Source organism: Azospirillum brasilense (assembly GCF_001315015.1).
Classification (GTDB): Bacteria; Pseudomonadota; Alphaproteobacteria; order Azospirillales; family Azospirillaceae; genus Azospirillum; species Azospirillum brasilense.
Genome location: NZ_CP012914.1, coordinates 1,982,929 through 1,999,538, shown reverse-complemented (window position 1 = coordinate 1,999,538; position 16,610 = coordinate 1,982,929). Strand labels below are relative to the sequence as shown.

General features: G+C 68.3%; 20 protein-coding genes. 12 read left to right on the top strand and 8 right to left on the bottom strand.

Features of this window, described 5'->3' with window-relative positions; genetic code table 11:
• Positions 1-7 precede the first annotated feature (7 nt).
• Entirely contained in the window at positions 8-991 is a 984-nt protein-coding gene (locus tag AMK58_RS09230; protein ID WP_035680547.1) for an SDR family NAD(P)-dependent oxidoreductase, read from the bottom strand.
• Positions 992-1,177: 186 nt separating this feature from the next.
• Between AMK58_RS09230 and AMK58_RS09225 the strand changes: the two genes are divergently transcribed.
• The 4 genes from AMK58_RS09225 (at position 1,178) to AMK58_RS09215 (ending at position 4,670) form a co-directional block, all read left to right on the top strand.
• Positions 1,178-1,516 carry a hypothetical protein gene (locus tag AMK58_RS09225; protein WP_035680544.1) on the top strand — a complete coding sequence of 113 codons (339 nt, stop codon included), beginning with the start codon at positions 1,178-1,180 and terminating at the stop codon, positions 1,514-1,516.
• Between the two features lie 17 nt (positions 1,517-1,533).
• Entirely contained in the window at positions 1,534-3,501 is a 1,968-nt protein-coding gene (gene asnB, locus AMK58_RS09220; RefSeq protein WP_059398826.1) for an asparagine synthase (glutamine-hydrolyzing), read from the top strand.
• Positions 3,498-3,647 (top strand): hypothetical protein, encoded by a 150-nt coding sequence (locus AMK58_RS30365; RefSeq protein WP_156355535.1) that lies wholly within the window; start codon positions 3,498-3,500, stop codon positions 3,645-3,647. Before asnB ends, AMK58_RS30365 begins: the two co-directional genes overlap by 4 nt.
• Positions 3,648-3,740: 93 nt before the next feature.
• Complete coding sequence (locus tag AMK58_RS09215) at positions 3,741-4,670, top strand: DMT family transporter (RefSeq protein ID WP_035674023.1); 930 nt, start codon at positions 3,741-3,743, stop codon at positions 4,668-4,670.
• On the opposite strand, the gene AMK58_RS09210 is transcribed toward AMK58_RS09215, so the two are convergent.
• A complete protein-coding gene (locus AMK58_RS09210) occupies positions 4,639-5,106 on the bottom strand; it encodes a GNAT family N-acetyltransferase (protein WP_236778095.1) in 468 nt (155 codons plus the stop codon). The two genes, AMK58_RS09215 and AMK58_RS09210, sit on opposite strands and share 32 nt — an antisense overlap.
• 232 nt (positions 5,107-5,338) lie before the next feature.
• On the opposite strand from AMK58_RS09210, the gene murA reads away from it, so the two are divergent.
• The 4 genes from murA to AMK58_RS09190 all read left to right on the top strand — a co-directional run bounded on the left by murA (position 5,339) and on the right by AMK58_RS09190 (position 8,699).
• Entirely contained in the window at positions 5,339-6,631 is a 1,293-nt protein-coding gene (gene murA, locus AMK58_RS09205; protein ID WP_035674026.1) for a UDP-N-acetylglucosamine 1-carboxyvinyltransferase, read from the top strand.
• Between the two features lie 44 nt (positions 6,632-6,675).
• Entirely contained in the window at positions 6,676-7,140 is a 465-nt protein-coding gene (locus tag AMK58_RS09200) for a DUF2948 family protein (RefSeq protein ID WP_035674029.1), read from the top strand.
• A gap of 13 nt (positions 7,141-7,153) precedes the next feature.
• Entirely contained in the window at positions 7,154-7,573 is a 420-nt protein-coding gene (locus AMK58_RS09195; protein WP_035674032.1) for an OsmC family protein, read from the top strand.
• Between the two features lie 94 nt (positions 7,574-7,667).
• A complete protein-coding gene (locus AMK58_RS09190) occupies positions 7,668-8,699 on the top strand; it encodes an SDR family oxidoreductase (RefSeq protein ID WP_059398825.1) in 1,032 nt (343 codons plus the stop codon).
• Here AMK58_RS09190 and sugE read toward each other — a convergent pair.
• From sugE to AMK58_RS30360, 5 genes are all read right to left on the bottom strand, one after another.
• Positions 8,689-9,006: a quaternary ammonium compound efflux SMR transporter SugE gene (gene sugE / locus AMK58_RS09185; RefSeq protein ID WP_035674043.1), complete on the bottom strand. Its 318-nt coding sequence runs from the start codon at positions 9,004-9,006 to the stop codon at positions 8,689-8,691. The genes AMK58_RS09190 and sugE overlap by 11 nt on opposite strands.
• 126 nt (positions 9,007-9,132) lie before the next feature.
• A complete protein-coding gene (locus AMK58_RS09180) occupies positions 9,133-9,306 on the bottom strand; it encodes a hypothetical protein (protein WP_155903454.1) in 174 nt (57 codons plus the stop codon).
• Between the two features lie 83 nt (positions 9,307-9,389).
• Positions 9,390-9,932 (bottom strand): hypothetical protein, encoded by a 543-nt coding sequence (locus AMK58_RS09175; protein WP_035674049.1) that lies wholly within the window; start codon positions 9,930-9,932, stop codon positions 9,390-9,392.
• Positions 9,929-10,501 carry a hypothetical protein gene (locus AMK58_RS09170; RefSeq protein WP_035674051.1) on the bottom strand — a complete coding sequence of 191 codons (573 nt, stop codon included), beginning with the start codon at positions 10,499-10,501 and terminating at the stop codon, positions 9,929-9,931. Before AMK58_RS09170 ends, AMK58_RS09175 begins: the two co-directional genes overlap by 4 nt.
• 19 nt (positions 10,502-10,520) lie before the next feature.
• Positions 10,521-11,582 (bottom strand): hypothetical protein, encoded by a 1,062-nt coding sequence (locus AMK58_RS30360; protein WP_059398824.1) that lies wholly within the window; start codon positions 11,580-11,582, stop codon positions 10,521-10,523.
• Between the two features lie 229 nt (positions 11,583-11,811).
• Between AMK58_RS30360 and AMK58_RS09160 the strand changes: the two genes are divergently transcribed.
• From AMK58_RS09160 to AMK58_RS09145, 4 genes are all read left to right on the top strand, one after another.
• The gene (locus AMK58_RS09160; protein WP_035674056.1) at positions 11,812-13,587 is read left to right on the top strand and encodes an ATP-binding response regulator; all 1,776 of its coding nucleotides are present in this window, start codon (positions 11,812-11,814) and stop codon (positions 13,585-13,587) included.
• Between the two features lie 158 nt (positions 13,588-13,745).
• Complete coding sequence (locus AMK58_RS09155; RefSeq protein WP_035674059.1) at positions 13,746-14,309, top strand: SiaB family protein kinase; 564 nt, start codon at positions 13,746-13,748, stop codon at positions 14,307-14,309.
• 26 nt (positions 14,310-14,335) lie between these two features.
• Entirely contained in the window at positions 14,336-14,734 is a 399-nt protein-coding gene (locus AMK58_RS09150; RefSeq protein ID WP_035674131.1) for a DUF1987 domain-containing protein, read from the top strand.
• Entirely contained in the window at positions 14,731-15,780 is a 1,050-nt protein-coding gene (locus AMK58_RS09145; RefSeq protein ID WP_035674062.1) for a sensor histidine kinase, read from the top strand. The genes AMK58_RS09150 and AMK58_RS09145 overlap by 4 nt, the downstream gene beginning before the upstream one ends.
• A gap of 6 nt (positions 15,781-15,786) precedes the next feature.
• Here AMK58_RS09145 and AMK58_RS09140 read toward each other — a convergent pair whose 3' ends face one another.
• Positions 15,787-16,518, bottom strand: a complete 732-nt coding sequence (locus AMK58_RS09140; RefSeq protein WP_035674065.1) for a response regulator transcription factor — start codon at positions 16,516-16,518, stop codon at positions 15,787-15,789.
• Positions 16,519-16,610 lie beyond the last annotated feature (92 nt).

Genomic DNA, 16,610 nt, shown 5'->3' with positions numbered 1-16,610 from the left:
GCGGGCCTCAGGCAATGCCGTGATAGTCCTTGTACCACGCGATGAAGCGGGGCAGGCCGACGTCGATCGGCGTCTTCGGCTCGTAGCCCAGGTCGCGGCGGCTCGCCTCGATGTCGGCGGTGGTTTCCGGCACGTCGCCCATCTGCAACGGCTCCATGACCTTCAGCGCCTCGCGGCCCAACGATTCCTCGATGATGCCGATGAAGCGCATCAGGTCCTCGGTCCGGTTGTTGCCGAGGTTGTAGACGGCGTGAGGCGCACCGTTGACGTCGGGCGTCGCCGGATGGTCCAGCGCCGCCAGGACGCCCGCCGCGATGTCCTCGACAAAGGTGAAGTCGCGCTTCATCCGGCCCTCGTTGAAGACGCGGATCGGGCGGCCCGCCATGATCGCGTCGGCGAACAGGTAGGCGGCCATATCCGGACGCCCCCAGGGACCGTAGACGGTGAAGAAGCGCAGGCCGGTCGCCGGAAACTTGTAGAGGTGGCAGTAGGCGTAGGTCATCATCTCCGCCGCCTTCTTGGTCGCAGCGTAGATGGACATGGGGGAATCGACGCGGTCCTCCACCGAGAAGGGCATCTTCTTGTTGGCGCCGTAGACCGAGGAGGTCGAGGCGTAGACGAAATGCTTCAGCTTCGGCATGCGCCGTGCCGCCTCCAGCAGCGCCACCTGCCCGGTGACGTTGGCGTCGACGTAAGCGTAGGGGTTCTCCAGCGAATAGCGCACGCCGGCCTGGGCGGCCAGATGGACAACGCCGGTGGCGTCGGCAAAATCGGGGTCCAGCGCCTCGATGGCGGCGCGGTCGGACACGTCGGCCTTGACGAAGCGGAAGCCGGGACGGCTGGCGAGGCGGGCCAGACGGGCCTCCTTCAACGCCACGGAATAGTAGTCGTTGAGGTTGTCGATCCCCAACACCGTCTCGCCGCGATCCAGCAAGGCCGCCGCGACGTGCGAGCCGATGAAACCGGCCGCGCCGGTGACCACGATCGTCATATCCACCATCCTTGACGGGCCTGCATCGGCCAGTCGCCTGTCTCAAACGTCACGCGCGTCAACAGCCCGTCTTATGCCCGAGCCGATGGCGGGACGCCAGCCCACAAACGGCGCCCTCCGCTTGACAGGCGCCGGGCGCACCCGATCTACTGCCGCAACCTTAATCACGTTGCCGAGCCGGACTCCATGCCGCCGAAAAAGAATCCCGCGAACCTCAATCCGTTGCAGCTCAAGACGCTGACCCTCCTTCAGGAGCTTGCCCGTCTGGAGCAGAAGCCGGTGGACGGCGAGGAGGGGGCCTTCCAGGTCACCAACCTGCCGCATGCCCATGGCAACCACTTCCATCTGGGCAGCGCGGTCGTCGCCTCCCGCGACGCCACCGGCCTGACCAACGAGGCCGTCTGGACCATCCTCGAACGCAAGGGCATGCTGCGCCGCGACGCCGGTTATGGCGTCGTGACCGCCGAAGGCATGGCTTACGAGACCGGCCTGCGCGACAGCATCCTGCACCGGTCCGACCACTAAAGGCGAGGGCGCGCGCCGTGTGTGGAATCTGCGGCTTTCTGGCCAGCCCGGGCCCTGAGTCCGGGCTTGAGGCCACAGCACGGCGCATGGCCGGCACCATCGCCCACCGCGGCCCCGACGGGGACGGCGTGTGGGCGGACGGGGAGGCCGGGATCGCGTTTGGCCACCGGCGGCTCGCCATCGTCGAGCTGTCACCGCTGGGCCGGCAGCCGATGGAGTCGGCGGACGGGCGCTGGGTGATCGCCTACAACGGCGAGATCTACAATTTCCAGGATTTGCGGGCGGAGCTCGAAGCCGCCGGCCACCAATTCCGCGGCCATTCGGACACCGAAGTGCTGCTGGAAGGCTGCGCCGCCTGGGGCGTCGAGCGCACCGTGCGCCGTCTGGTCGGCATCTTCGCTTTCGCCCTGTGGGACCGCCGCGAGCGCACGCTCTTTCTGGTGCGCGACCATCTGGGGGTGAAGCCGCTCTATTGGGCGCGGATGGGCGGGGCGCTGCTGTTCGGCTCCCAGCCCAAGGCGCTGCGCGCCCATCCAGCCTTCGCGGCGGAGATCGACCGCGACGCGCTGTCCGCCTACCTCCGTTTCAGCTACGTTCCGGCGCCGCACAGCATCTACCAGGGCGTCCACAAGCTGGAACCGGGCAGCATCCTGACCGTCCGTCCGGGGCGCGACCCCGAGCGCATCGTCTATTGGGACGCCGGCGACGCGGCGCGGGCCGGCATCGCCGACCGGCTGGCGCTGTCCGACGCCGCCGCGACGGATGCCCTGGAATCGCTGCTCAAGGACGCGGTCGGGCGGCAGATGATGGCCGACGTGCCGCTGGGCGCCTTTCTGTCCGGCGGGATCGACAGCTCCACCGTCGTCGCGCTGATGCAGGCGCAGAGCGCGCGGCCGGTGCGCACCTTCACCATCGGGTTCGGCGAGGACGGCTACGACGAGGCGGTGCACGCCCGTGCCGTCGCCGCCCATCTCGGCACCGAGCACACCGAGCTTCGGGTGGAGGCCAGCCACGCGCTGGAGGTCATCCCCAAGCTGGCCGACTGGTACGACGAACCCTTCGCCGACAGCTCGCAGATCCCGACGCTGCTGGTGTCGGAGATGACCCGGCGCTCCGTCACCGTGGCCCTGTCCGGCGACGGCGGGGACGAACTGTTCGCCGGCTACAACCGCTATATCACGGCGCCCGCCCTGTGGCGGCGCATGGCGCCGCTGCCCGCCGGGTTGCGGCGCGGCGCGGCCGGACTGATCCGCGCCGTCCGGCCCGCGGGCTGGGACGCGCTGGCCGGGCTGATCCCCGAAGGGCGCCGCCCGCGCCAGACCGGCGACAAGCTGCACAAGCTCGCCGGCGTGCTGGACGCTGCTGGACCGGACGCCATCTACCGCCGGCTGGTCAGCCAGTGGCAGGACCCCGACGCGCTGGTCCGCGGCGGGCGGGAGCCACATGGCCTGACTTGGGACGACGGGCTGGCGGCGGGCATCCCGGATTTCGTCGAGCGCATGCAGCATCTCGACAGCGTCACCTATCTGCCGGACGACATCCTGGCCAAGGTGGATCGCGCCAGCATGGGCGTGTCGCTGGAGGCGCGCGTGCCGCTGCTCGACCACCGGGTGATGGAGTTCGCCTGGCGCGTGCCGCCCGCGCAGAAGCTGCGCGACGGCAAGGGCAAGTGGCTGCTGCGTCAGGTGCTCTACCGCCATGTTCCGCCGGCCCTGGTGGAGCGGCCCAAGGCCGGTTTCGCCATTCCGCTGGACGGCTGGCTGCGCGGCCCGCTGCGCGACTGGGCGGAGGATTTGCTGGACGAGGGGCGGCTGCGCCGGGAGGGCTTCTTCGATCCCGCGCCGATCCGTGCCTGCTGGGCGGAGCATTTGGCGGGAACCCGCAACAACCAGCATCGTCTCTGGAACGTGCTGATGTTCCAGGACTGGAACCGCCGCTGGGGCAGCGCCGCCGCCCCGGCCCCGCTTGCCGCGAGCGCCGCATGACCACGGAAGACCAGACCAAGACCTCCGCTGCTGTCCCGCCGAAGAAGGACAACAAGAAGGACCGGCTCGCCGCCCGCCTGCGCGAGAACCTGCGCAAGCGCAAGGAGCAGGCGCGCGGGCGGGAGAAGGACGGCCAGCCGGGCTGACCGTTGCAAGGTCGGTGACGCATTTGCCGCATCGGTCCGGCTTCATTCGCACGGTATCGTTGCCGCCGATCGGGAACGGGGCAGGGCGGGGTTATGGCGGTTGATCCGGCGCGGGGGCGCCTGTGGGGCTATGGCTGCATCGTCGCCTCCGCCCTGCTGTTCGGTGTGGCCGGGACGGCGGCCAAGATGATGTTCGTCGCCGCTATGCCGCCGCTGGTGATGATCGCGGTGCGCGCCATGGTGTCCGCCGCCGTGCTGGCCATGATCATGCTGGCGCTCGGCCGGCCGATCCGGGTGCGGCGGGCGGACCTGCCGTTCCTGGGAGAGCTGGCGGTCTGGCTGACGCTGGTCAACCTGACCTTCTTCTACGCCATCGCCCTGACCAACGTGGCGCTGGCGCTGATGCTGGAATACACCGCGCCCATGCTGATCGTGGCCGCCGGGCTGCTGCTCGGCACCCACCGGATGAACCGGGCGGTCGCGCTGATCCTGGCGGGCAACGCCGCCGGCTGCTTCCTGCTGGTCGGCGCCTACGACCCGGCCCTGTGGTCGGGGAACGCGCTGGGGGCGGCGGTGGGGATGCTCTGCGCCGTGTCCTTCGCCGCCTACAACGTCCGCTGCGCCCACGGCCACCGGCGGGGGTTGGACAGCTGGTCGATGACCTTCTGGCCCTTCTTCCTGTCGGCGCTGTTCTGGCTGCTCGCCACTCCCGCCATTGATTACGCGGCGGTCGAGGTGACCTGGGAGACGGTGGGCTTCGTGTTGTTCATCGGCGTGTTCGGCACGGTGGCGCCTTATTGGCTCTATCTGGAAGGGCTGAAGACCATCGAGCCGTTCCCGGCGACGGTGATCGGCATGCTCGATCCCGTCTTCGCCGGAGTGACGGCCTTCCTTCTGCTGGGCGAAACCTTCGAATTGCCCCAGCTCGCCGGGATGGTGGTGGTTTGCGCGGTGATCGTCTTCCTGAAGCGCAACGAGTCCGCCGTGCAGGCTATTCCCCGTCCCGCCGTAGAGCCTTCCTGAGCCAGATCTGCGTGTGCCCCGGCGGATAGCCTTCCATCTCCGCCCACACCTCGTAGCCCTGCTTGCGGTAGAAGCCCGGCGCCTGGAAATCGTAGGTGTAAAGGCGCGACCAGCGGCAGCCGCGCTTCACCGCCTCCGCCTCTGCGGCGGCCAGCAGGCAGGCGCCGAGCCCGCCGCCGCGCCGGCTGTCATGGACCCACAGATAGTCCACATACAGCCACTCCCAGTTCGTGTAGCCGGTCAGCCCGGCCATCAGCGCCCCGTCCGCGTCGCGGACGGTCGCCAATACGTCCCGCAGGTCGTAGGGGGCGGTGAAGCGCTCGTTGAAGGCGCGCAGTTCGCCGTGGATCTGCTTCACCTCGTCCGGGTCGAGCCGCCCGGAGAGGGAGAGGGTCAGGCCATCCATCATGCTGTCCCGGGCGCTGTCCTGTGTCACGCGGTCCGTCCTTTCAATTGCGGCGGGAGAAGGGCTTCCATGAGAAAAAGCCTCAATTCCTTCCCTTGAGCGCGCCCGCATGCTCCGCTACAACGCCTGACAGATTCAATCCCCGTAAGACCCGAGAAGTCCGCCGACGATGGGCGTGCCGTCGGACCCTCGGACCCGCAAGATGGCCTAATCCGCCGGGCTTCGGCCTTTTCGACAGCATCTGACCGGACAAGACAGCTTCATGGACAAGATCCGCATCCGCGGCGGCAAGCCCCTTCACGGGTCGATCACGGTCGGCGGCGCCAAGAACGCGGCGCTGCCCCTGATGACCGCGGCGCTCCTCACCGACGGGACGCTGACGCTCACCAACCTGCCGATCCTCGCGGACATCAACACGCTGTGCAACCTGCTGCTCCAGCACGGCGTCGCGATCCACATGGCCGGGGCGGGCGGGGATTGCGCCGGCCGCGTGGTGGAGTTCACCGCCCGCGACATCACCAACACCACGGCCCCCTACGACCTCGTCCGCAAGATGCGGGCGAGCGTCCTGGTGCTCGGTCCGCTGCTCGCCCGCTGCGGCGAGGCCAAGGTGTCGCTGCCCGGCGGCTGCGCCATCGGCGCGCGCCCGGTGGACCTGCACATCAAGGGCCTGGAGGCCATGGGGGCGGATATCCGCATCGAGGGCGGCTACATCGTCGCCAAGGCGCCGCAGGGCGGCCTGCGCGGTGCCGAGTATGTCTTCCCCAAGGTGTCGGTGGGCGCCACCGAGAACCTGCTGATGGCCGCCACTCTGGCCCGCGGCACCACGGTGCTGGTCAACGCCGCCCGTGAGCCGGAGGTCAGCGACCTCGCCGAATGCCTCGTCAAGATGGGTGCGAAGATCACCGGCATCGGCACCGACCGGCTGACCATCGTCGGCGTGGACCGGCTGAACGGCGCCCGCCACATGGTGGTGCCGGACCGCATCGAGACCGGCACCTACGCCATGGCGGCGGCGATGACCGGCGGCACGCTGGACATCCTGAACACCCGCCTGGACCTGATCAAGGCGGCGGTGACGGCCCTGGTTCCCGCGGGCGTGGAATTCACCGAGATCGACAACGGAATCCGCGTGTCCCGCGCCAACGGCGAGCTGGTCGGGGTGGACGTGATGACCGAGCCCTATCCCGGCTTCCCCACCGACCTTCAGGCCCAGATGATGGCCCTGATGTGCACGGCGAGGGGTGCAGGCATGATCACCGAGACCATATTTGAGAATCGGTTCATGCACGCGCCCGAGCTGACCCGCATGGGAGCCCGCATCACGGTGCACGGTTCCTCCGCCCTCGTCCGGGGTGTGGAGCGTTTGACCGGCGCGCCCGTTATGGCGACGGATCTCCGCGCGTCGGTGTCGCTGGTCCTGGCCGGTCTTGCGGCGGAAGGGGAGACGACGGTCAACCGCGTCTACCACCTCGACCGCGGCTACGAGCGGCTGGAGGACAAGCTGGCGGCTTGCGGCGCGGACATCGAACGCATCCGGGCGGAGGACGACTGACGGCGTCCTGCGCCAGCTCAGCCGTCCACAGCGAAGGGAAGCTCATGACCGCCACGCCGATCCGCCTGCGCGCCCAGGATGCCGAGGATCTGAAAGTCGTCTCCGCCTGCCTGCAGGACGCCATCCTGCCGATCGGCGACATGTGCTTCCTGCCCGAAGAGTCGCGCTTCGTGCTGGTGGCCAACCGCTTCAAGTGGGAGACGGCGGATCGGCGGCGCCCCGGTCCGACCGCTGACGACGACCACCTGAACCCCTTCGAGCGCGTCAATTGCGGCGTGCGGATCGAGGGGGTGAGGGCTGTGAAGCTGCGCGGCCTCGACGTGAAGGACCGCGCGCAGATCCTGGAACTGCTCTCCGTCGAGGCGGCGGAGGGCGCCTTGGTCCTGAATTTTGCCGGCGGCGCCTGCATCCGGCTGGAAAGCCCGTCCTGGACCTGCTTCGTGGAGGATCTGGGGGAACCCTGGCCGACCGGCTGCAAGCCCTGCCATCCATTGGAAGACGAACAATAACCGGGAGACCGCCATGAAGGCGCGGGTGAAGTGGGTTGATGGGCGGATGTTCGTCGGCGAGTCCGGCAGCGGCCACGCCGTGGTCATGGACGGCGCGCCGGAGGCAGGCGGGCGCAACCTGGGCATCCGTCCCATGGAGATGCTGCTGATCGGCATGGGCGGCTGCACCGGCTTCGACGTGGTGATGATCCTGGAGAAGGGCCGTCAGGCCATCACCGACTGCGTGGCCGAGATCGAGGCCGAGCGCGCCGAGACCGACCCCAAGGTCTTCACGAAGATCCATGTTCATTTCGTGGTCACCGGGCGCGGCCTGGACCCGGCCAAGGTTGAGCGCGCCATCGCCCTGTCGGCGGAGAAATACTGCTCCGCCTCGATCATGCTGGGCGCCACCGCCGCCATCACCCACGATTTTGAGATCGTCGAGGCGCCGTAAGCGGAACGGCGCGGAACTGTAATGGCGGAACCGGCGGGCTCCGGGTGGGTTGGGACAGCGTCGATGCCGTCCCAGCCCATGGAGCCCCGCCGCCATGTCCAGCAACCCCATCGCCGACCGCCATCGGCCCGTCGTTGTCGTCACCGGAGCGTCCGCCGGGGTCGGGCGGGCGACGGCGCTTGCCTTTGCGCGGGAGTGGGGGGCGGCGGTCGGGTTGATCGCCCGCTCCCGCGAGGCGCTGGAGGGCGTGGCGGCGGAGATCGAGCGGCGCGGCGGCACGGCGCTGGTGCTGCCCGCCGACGTGGCCGACGCCGAGGCGGTGGAGGCCGCCGCCGGGCAGGCCGAGCGGGTGCTCGGGCCCATTGACGTCTGGGTCAACAACGCCATGGTGACGGTGTTCGGGCGCATCCGCGACCTGACACCCGAGGAAGTCCGGCGGGTGACCGAGGTGACCTATCTCGGCTCCGTCCACGGCACGATGGCGGCGCTGCGCCGCATGCTGCCGCGCGACCGCGGCCTCATCCTTCAGGTCGGGTCGGCGTTGGCCTACCGCTCCATCCCGCTCCAGGCCGCCTATTGCGGGGCCAAGAGCGCCATCCGCGGCTTCATCGACAGCCTGCGCTCGGAACTGATCCATGACGGCAGCCGCCTGCGGGTGACCATGGTCCATCTGCCCGCCGTCAACACGCCGCAGTTCGACTGGGCGCGCAGCCACATGCCACGCCGGGCCAAGCCGGTCGGGGCCATCTTCGACCCGGACGACATCGGCCACGCCATCGTGCAGGCCTCGGCGGACCCCAAGCGGGAGCACTGGCTGGGCTTCACCACCGCCGAGGCGATCCTTGGAACGCAGGCCCTTCCCGCCTACGCCGATTACCGGGCGGCCTTCACCGCCTTCGAAGGGCAGGAGACGGAGGAAACGGAAGCGCCCGGCCGGCCCGACAACCTGTTCGAGCCGGTTCCGGGCCTGCACCGCACGCACGGGCGCTTCACCGGCCAGGAGGAGCGCCTGTCGCTGAGCACCACGGGAACCGCGGCCCGCGGCTTCGCCTTCCTCGCCGGCCTCGCCGTGGCCGGGGGGATCGGCTACGCCGCGCGCGCGGCCCGGCGACGGGTCAGGGCGTGATCAGCTTCAGGCCAAGGATGCCCGCCACGATCAGCGCGATGCAGCCGAGCCGCAGGATGTCGGCGGATTCGCCATAGAGCACGATGCCCAGGATGACAGTGCCGACCGTCCCGATGCCGGTCCACACGGCATAGGCGGTGCCGAGCGGCAGCGACTTCAGCGCCATCCCAAGCAGGGCGAGGCTGATGACCATCGAGGCGACGGTCAGGGCGGTGGGAATGGGACGGGTGAAGCCCTCCGTCTGCTTCAGGCCGACGGCCCAGCCGATTTCGAAGAGGCCGGCGAAGAACAGGATGACCCAGGACATGGAACACCTCCGATGGATTGGAGGCAGGGTCGTCCCCGCCGAACTCCCCACGCCCGAAATGGGCATGCCGTGGTGAGGTCGTCCTCACGGGAGGGCGACCGGCATATAGGGATGCGGGCGGTCCGGTCAAGCCCCGTCCCAGCGGTGGCCGCTGTCGGTCTCGCACAGCACGGCGACCTCGCGGCGGGGGCAGCGGCGGTCGTCCAGGGGCAGAACCGTGAAGCCGGGCGCGGGGCGTTCGTGGGTGATCGGCTGCGACAGGGAGGGGGGCTGCGGGGGCGGTTCGGTGCGGCGTGTCATGGCGGTCACCAGGGTGGGAGGGGCGTTCGATCCACTCTAGCCATGGTGTTCCGCCCGCGCTGTGGCGTGCCTCACAGAGCGTGTCAGGCCCGCTTGCGCTCCGCGGCGTTGGGAAGGAACAGGCGGCAGGTCAGGACCGGTCCGATCTCGTAACCGTTCACACGTGGGAAGCGCTGGGCGACGCGGTCCAGCGCCTCCTTCTGGTTGGCGGCAACAACCAAGTAGGTCCGCCCGTCGCGCCAGGAGGCTGCCATGGCGCCGCTGGTGAAGAGCGCATCCGGAGCGCGGCGCACCACCACCTCCCAGATCGTTCCGGGCCGGGCCTCCAGCCGGTCGAAGACGTGGAAGAGTTCCATCGGCGCCTGCTGGACCACGTCGAGTTGCCGCTCCAGCAACTCGGCCTGCCGGTTCGCCTCGATCAGCGTCTCCTCCAAGCCGCCCAGTTTTCCGCGCGTCGTCTCCAGCGTCTTCCGGGCCTCCTGGACGCGCTGCTCCATGGTCCGGATGTCCTTGTCGGCGGTGGCCAGTTCGTTGCGCGCCGCGCGGACACGGCGTTCGCCCATCCGGTTCACCAGCACGCTTGTCGCCAGGAGCAGCAGCGCCGCGTAGAGGATGATCGCCGTCATGGGGAGACCGGCCGCGCGCCGTCGTTGGCCCCGTTTCCGGCCGGGATCAACGGGATCGTCTCGGGCCGCGAGGACAGCACTCCATTGCGCGTGCTGAAGGCGCGCTGAAGCATCGCGGCCGCGGCGTCCGGGGTATCGGCCCAGACGCGGGCGATGTTCCGGCGCTCCCAGATCACCCGGGCGAACAGCATGCGCCGAGGGTCGAGGCGGGCGAAATCCGGGGCGGTGCGCAACTCGCTCTCATAGCGCTGGGCGCCGCTCTGCGCGTCGCCGATCTCGTGCACCAGAGCGACCTTGGACGCCTTCACCGACGCGATCAGGCCGGTCAGACGCCCACGCTCGGCGGCCAGCCGGTCGATGGACTCCTGCCGGGCGGCGCAGTCCGCCTGAGCATCCTCGATCTGCCGGACGAGAGCGGCGAGGTCGGCGGCCAGGGCCTCCAGCTTCCGCCGCGCCAGCGCTTTGCGGCTGCCGGTGGCGGTCAGGCGGGAGGCCTCATAGACGATGGAAAGGCCGAGGGCGCCCAGGCATAGGACCAGCACGGCGAAGGCGAAGGTGTCCATGTTCATCGCGTCACCATCCGAGCCATCAGCGTCCGCCCAATCCGCCGGCCGCGCCCATTACCCCGGACGGCACATTCTCGGAACGCCGCGCGGCCTCGAACAGGTCCCCCAAACCGCGGTCGCCCCCCCGCGCCGGACCGCCGCCGAACGGAGACATCTCTATGACGCCGCCCTCCGTTTCCTCCGTATGCGCCGTCAGCCAGGCGGCGGCGGCATCGACCAGCGGCAGGGGCAGCAGCGCCCGAAGGGCCGCGCCGAGCAAGGGGTCGCGGCGCGTGTAAAGACCGGCCACCGCAAAGAGGGCCATTGCCTCCGGTGGGACGCTTCCGTTGACCATCGCGCCGCGTACGCAGGCCAGCAATTCGTCGATCTCCATGTCAGGCGCCCGCCCGCCCAGCGTCCGCCAACCATCGGACAGACGCAGCGCGGCGGCCAGCGTGTCCATGTCCGTGCCGTCCAAGGGACGCAACGCGGCAACGCCACCGGGGATTGCCAGGGTGCTGGCGGCACGCATGCGATGCGTGTTGGCTTCCTCAAGGAACAGGGCGAGCGCGCCGGGGTCCGGGCGCAGCGCGTCCAGGACGGCCAGCGACCGGTCCCGCAGGATTTCGGCCCAATCCACCATCTCTGGCGAGGCGAGGACCCGGTCCAGGGCGCCGTCGGTCAGCCGGTTCTCCAGGCGGGTCTGCACGGTGGCCGGCAGGTCGTCCATGCGCCGCGACAGAGCCGGCCACCAGCCGGCGGTGTCGATGACGCGAATGCAACCGGGCAGCGGGTCCGCGACCGACAGAAGGACGGGATCGCGCAGCATCACCGGCTCCAGCCAGCGCGCCCACAGCCGGCGTGTGTGCGCCCGGCGCCGGCTGGACAGAAGGCCCAGAAGCATGGCCCGCACGGGGGCAGTGGCCGGCCGCTCGGCGGTTTGCGGCGGACCAGGGCGGTGATCGAAGCGCGACAGGAGTCGGCGGAACGCCGCGTACCGGCCGGCGGATGCGCCGATCGGGTTCGTATCGTTCAGATCCATGCCGTCCAAGCCCCCAGCATCGAGGTCGCCGTTTTTGAGATTGCCCTTGAGGTCCATGTCCATACGTGGGTCAACCCCCCTCGTTCTTGGAGAGTATAAAAGATAACGGTAATACTTGGGTATTCATCAAAGGGCAGAAACGGCTCCAATTCGCGCTAGGTGGCTCTAAAACATCACGTTTTGTGACAATTTGATACGGCTCTGGACGGGCGGGCTTAGGTCTCGTACCGCTTTGGTGCCTTTCCGGCTGGTGATGCGGAACCATTTGGGTAGGTCGTGCGTGGAGGACGCCATGGGCCAGGATATGGACGAAGGTCTGGACGACGAGCCGCTGTTCGGCCCCGACGACGGGTTTGCCGACGACTCCGCGGCCAACGCCCGGCCGGCGGACCCTTGGCCCGTGCTGGTGGTCGACGACGATCCCCAGGTCCACACCATGACCGAAGTGCTGCTGCGTGATTTCGAGTTCGAAGGCCGGCCGTTCGAGGTGGTCAGCGCCCTGTCCGCCGCGGCCGCCCGGTCGCTGCTTCTGACCCGCCCGGACATTCCGGTGGCGCTCCTCGATGTGGTCATGGAAACAGACGACGCCGGCCTGCGTCTGGTCCGCTTCATCCGCGAGGATCTGAGCAACCACCGCATGCGCATCATCCTGCGCACCGGCCAGCCGGGGCAGGCGCCGGAGCGGGACGTGGTCGTCGCTTACGACATCAACGACTACAAGGCCAAGAGCGAGCTCACCGCCCAGCGCCTGTTCACCACGCTGGTCAGCGGATTGCGGGCGTGGCGCGACATCGTGACCATCGAGCGGCACCGCCAGGGCCTGGAGCGCATCCTCGCCGCCTCAGCCCCGCTGTTTGAAACCCGCTCCATGCGCACGCTGGTGGAGGAGCTGGTGGACCAGCTCAGCAAGGTCGTGGACAACAGCGGCGGCGCTATCCTGGCCTGTCGCATGGTGGACCGCGGTGATGGCAAGACGCGGGCCACGGTGGTTGCAGGCTCCAGCCGCTTCGCGCGTTTCGTCGGACGACCCGCCTCCGACGCGTTGGAGCCCGATCTGACCGCCCAGGTGATCGCCGCCTTCGAGACACAGCAGAGCAGTTACGGCTCCGCCCGCTGCATCCTGGCCTTCCGCACGCGGGAGCATGGGGCGACGGTCTTCGCCCTGGAGCGGAGCGAGCCTTATCGCGAGGACGACCACCGGCTGCTGGAGCTTTTCTGCGCCCGCGTCATCATCGGCTTCGACAATGTGTGTCTTTATGAGGATCTGGTCGCGCTGAATCAGTCTCTGGAACGTCGCGTCGGCGAGCGGACGGCCGAACTGGCCGCCAACCAGGCCGCTCTGGTCGCTGCCAAGGAGCGGGTGGAGCGTGCGCTGGAGGCGGAGCTGGTCGCCCGCGAGCAGCAGCGCCAGTTCGTCACCATGGTCAGCCACGAATTCCGCACCCCGCTGGCCATCATCGACAGCGCGGCTCAGATGCTGACCCTGCGGGCGGAGCGGGAAACTCCGGAATCGCTGGAGCGGTTGCGCGTCATCCGCAGCAGCGTGCAGCGCCTGACCGGACTGATCGACACGCATCTGACCGACGAAAGGCTCCAGGGCGGAACGCTGAAGGTGCAGCGGGCGGAGGTCGATCTGCCGGCGCTGCTGCGTTCGGTGACCGAACCCTTCCGCACCGCCTATCCAGGGTGCGACTTCCGCCTCGATCTCGACCGTCTGCCGCCCACGGTAATGGCCGACGGGCACCTGCTGGGAATGCTCTTCAACAACCTGTTGAACAACGCCTTCAAATATTCGGATGGCGACTGCCGCGTGACGGTAAGCGGGTGGGCCGAGGGCTGCGCGGCGGTGGTGGAGGTGGCCGACCAGGGCCGCGGCATCCCGCAGAACGAGTTGCCCCTGCTGTTCGAGCGGCATTACCGGGGAGCCGGATCCGCGGGTGTGCCGGGAACGGGAATCGGTCTGCACACGGTGCGGCAGATCATCCTGCTGCACGGCGGATCGATCACCGCGGAAAGCACGGTCGGGCAGGGCAGCGTCTTCCGCGTCCGTCTTCCCGTAAAAGGCTGAACCCGCAACGCCGGACTGCCGGTCTGCGCCGTGATAATCCTTCCAGCGCCGCAGACGGAAATGTAACGTGTTCATAACAAGGCCGACGCGATCTCCGGAATGCGGTACGGAACGTTCGGACGCAACAGGCGGCCTCGTCGCACTCCAACGGAAGAACCGTGGACTCCACCATGCTCGCTCAACAATATGCCGGGATCAAACGGGACCTTGACGAGAAAGGGATCATTTTCTCGTTCAGTGGCTATCTGTCCGAGGGGATACTCTATTCCCTGGGAGAAGCGCTGCGGGAAAAGATGACGTTGGAAGACACCGACGGTCCGACGGTCCGCCGGGTCTTCGCCGTCTTTGTCGAGCAGATGCAGAACATCATCCGTTACTCCGCCGAAAAGGTGACCGGCGCACGCGAGAAGCCGGTCGAACTGAGCGCCGGCATGGTCACCATCGGCATGGAAGGCGGGAAGGTCTTCATCGTCTGCGGCAACACCGTGTACAACGACGATGTGCCGCGCCTGCGCGAACGGCTGGAGTATCTGAAGGGCTTGGACAAGGACGCGATCAAGACCTATTACCGGGAGCAGCTGCGCGAAACCCCGGAAGAGGGGGCGAGGGGCGCCAACATCGGGCTGATCGAGATCGCGCGCCGCGCCAGCGAACCCATCGAGTACGACTTCCTCGAAATGGACGAAGGCAAGAGCTTCTTCTGCCTCAAGGCTCGGATCTGAGAGCGGCTGTGGACATCCGGACGACCATGGAACCCTTGAAATTGCCGGCAACAGGCCGGACGCCCGAAGTCGATTTCGACTTCGCCCAAGGCGTGCTCCGTCTCAGCGGCGAGTCTTATCCCGACGACGTGGCGACCTTCTTCGGGCCGATCTTCGCAGCGCTCCGCGCCTTCCTGGCCGAGGCGGGCGGTCATCCCATCCGGTTCGACATGGAGCTGCTGTACTTCAACAGCTCCAGCGCGAAGGCCCTGATGAACATCTTCCAGATGCTGGAGACGGCGGCCAGCGACGGGCGCAGCATCTCCGTCACCTGGTGTTACGAGGAGAACGACGATTCCATGCAGGAATTGGGCGAGGATTTCTCCGAGGATCTGCATCATGTCGCCTTCACTCTGAAACAGATTCCCGCAGACGGGGCGTCATGACCTTCAACCTCTTCGCCGCCGAGGAGCAGGCCATCGAGCAGGCCCGCCTTCTGGGGGAGAGGCTGGGCGCTGCTGCGCCCGAACTGCGCGCCGACTTCGAGGCGCTGGTGGAGGCGTTCCAGCGCAGCACACGTGAACAGCGCCGGCTGGTCCGGGTCAGCGACCGGCTCCAGGCGCAACTCGGCTCCGCCAACCAGGAGTTGGAGCGCCGCCGGCAGGAGGCGGAAACCGCGCTGTCCGACCTGCGCGAGGCGCAGGAGGCGATGGTCCGTGCCGAAAAGCTGGCGTCCCTGGGCGCCCTGGTGGCCGGGGTGGCCCACGAGATCAATACGCCGGTGGGCATCGCCGTGTCCTGCGCGTCGCATCTGTCCGACGCCACGGCGCGGCTGCGCGGGCGTGCCCAGTCGGGGGAATTGAGCAAGGCGGATTTTACCCGCTACGTCGCCACGGCCACGGACACGACGGCGCTGATCCTCACCAATTGCGAGCGGGCGGCCAAGCTGATCGCCAGCTTCAAGCAGGTGGCGGTGGATCGTGCCAGCGCCGAACGGCGCGTCGTGCATCTCAACCGCTACATCCAGGAAACGCTGGTCAGCCTGGAGCCGAAGCTCCGTCAAGGCAAGCACACCATCGCCGTGTCCTGCCCCGACGGGCTGGTGGTGGACACCTATCCGGGCGCCCTGTCGCAGATCCTGACCAATTTCGTGATGAACTCCGTCACCCACGCCTTCGTCGACGCACAGGGCGCGGACGGGCAGGGTGGGGCCCTGTCGATCGCCGTGGACGAGCCGGAACCCGGCACCGTGCGGCTGGTCTACACCGACGACGGGCGGGGCATTCCGCCGGACCATCTGCCACGGATCTTCGATCCGTTCTTCACCACCCGCCGCGGCGAGGGGGGCAGCGGGCTTGGCCTGCACATCGTGCACAATCTGGCGGTTGGTGCGCTGAAGGGGACGATTTCCGTGGACAGCGCGCCGGGGCAGGGAACGCGCTTCGTCCTGACCTTCCCGAAGGACACGCCTCCGGACGACGCATCCGCCTGAACAGAATCAGATCACCCGGACCGGGGCGGAGAACACGTAACCAACACCGTGGACCGACTTGACCGGAGCGGTTTCGCCGATCGCGTTCTCCACCTTGTGACGCAGGCGCCCGACCACCGTGTCGATGGAGCGATCGTCGGGGTTCCAGCGGCGGTTGTAGAGCGCCACGGAGATCTGGTCGCGAGTCGCCGGCTGGCGGGCCTGTCCGGCCAGCAGGGAAACCAGCTTCATCTCCATGCTCGTCAGGCTGACGCGCACGCCTGCCGGGCTGGTCAGCGCCCAAGCCGTGGCGTCCAGAATCCAGCTGCCCTCGTCCATCGCGGGTTGGCCGGAGGATTGCGGGGCCGGCGGGGTGGCGTTGCCGTTGCTCGTCTCCAGGCGGCGGAGCAGGGCCTTGGCCTGGGCTTCCAACTCACGCATCTCGACGGGCTTCACCAGATAGGCATCGGCACCCAACTCCAGCCCGACCACCCGGTCCACGGTGGAGCCGCGGGCGGTCACCATGATGATTCCGATGGCGGGATTCTCGCGCAGCCGCGTGGCGATCTTGAACCCGTCCTCACCCGGAAGGTTGACGTCCAGAACAACCAAGGATACCGGGCGTGACGCGATCTGCTCGTCCAGTTCGCGTCCATTCTTCGCTCCGATCGCGTCGAAGCCGCAACTGCGCAGGTACTCGATCATGTCACGTCGCAGAGACGCCTCGTCCTCGACGACAACGATCGTAACGGCCGCCATCCCCTTTGCTCCCCCGTTACCGGTGCTTATTGTTCATAGGGCCGGCGCGGAAACTATATGAAGTCGAATGGTAGGTCGAGCGACTTCCGCCC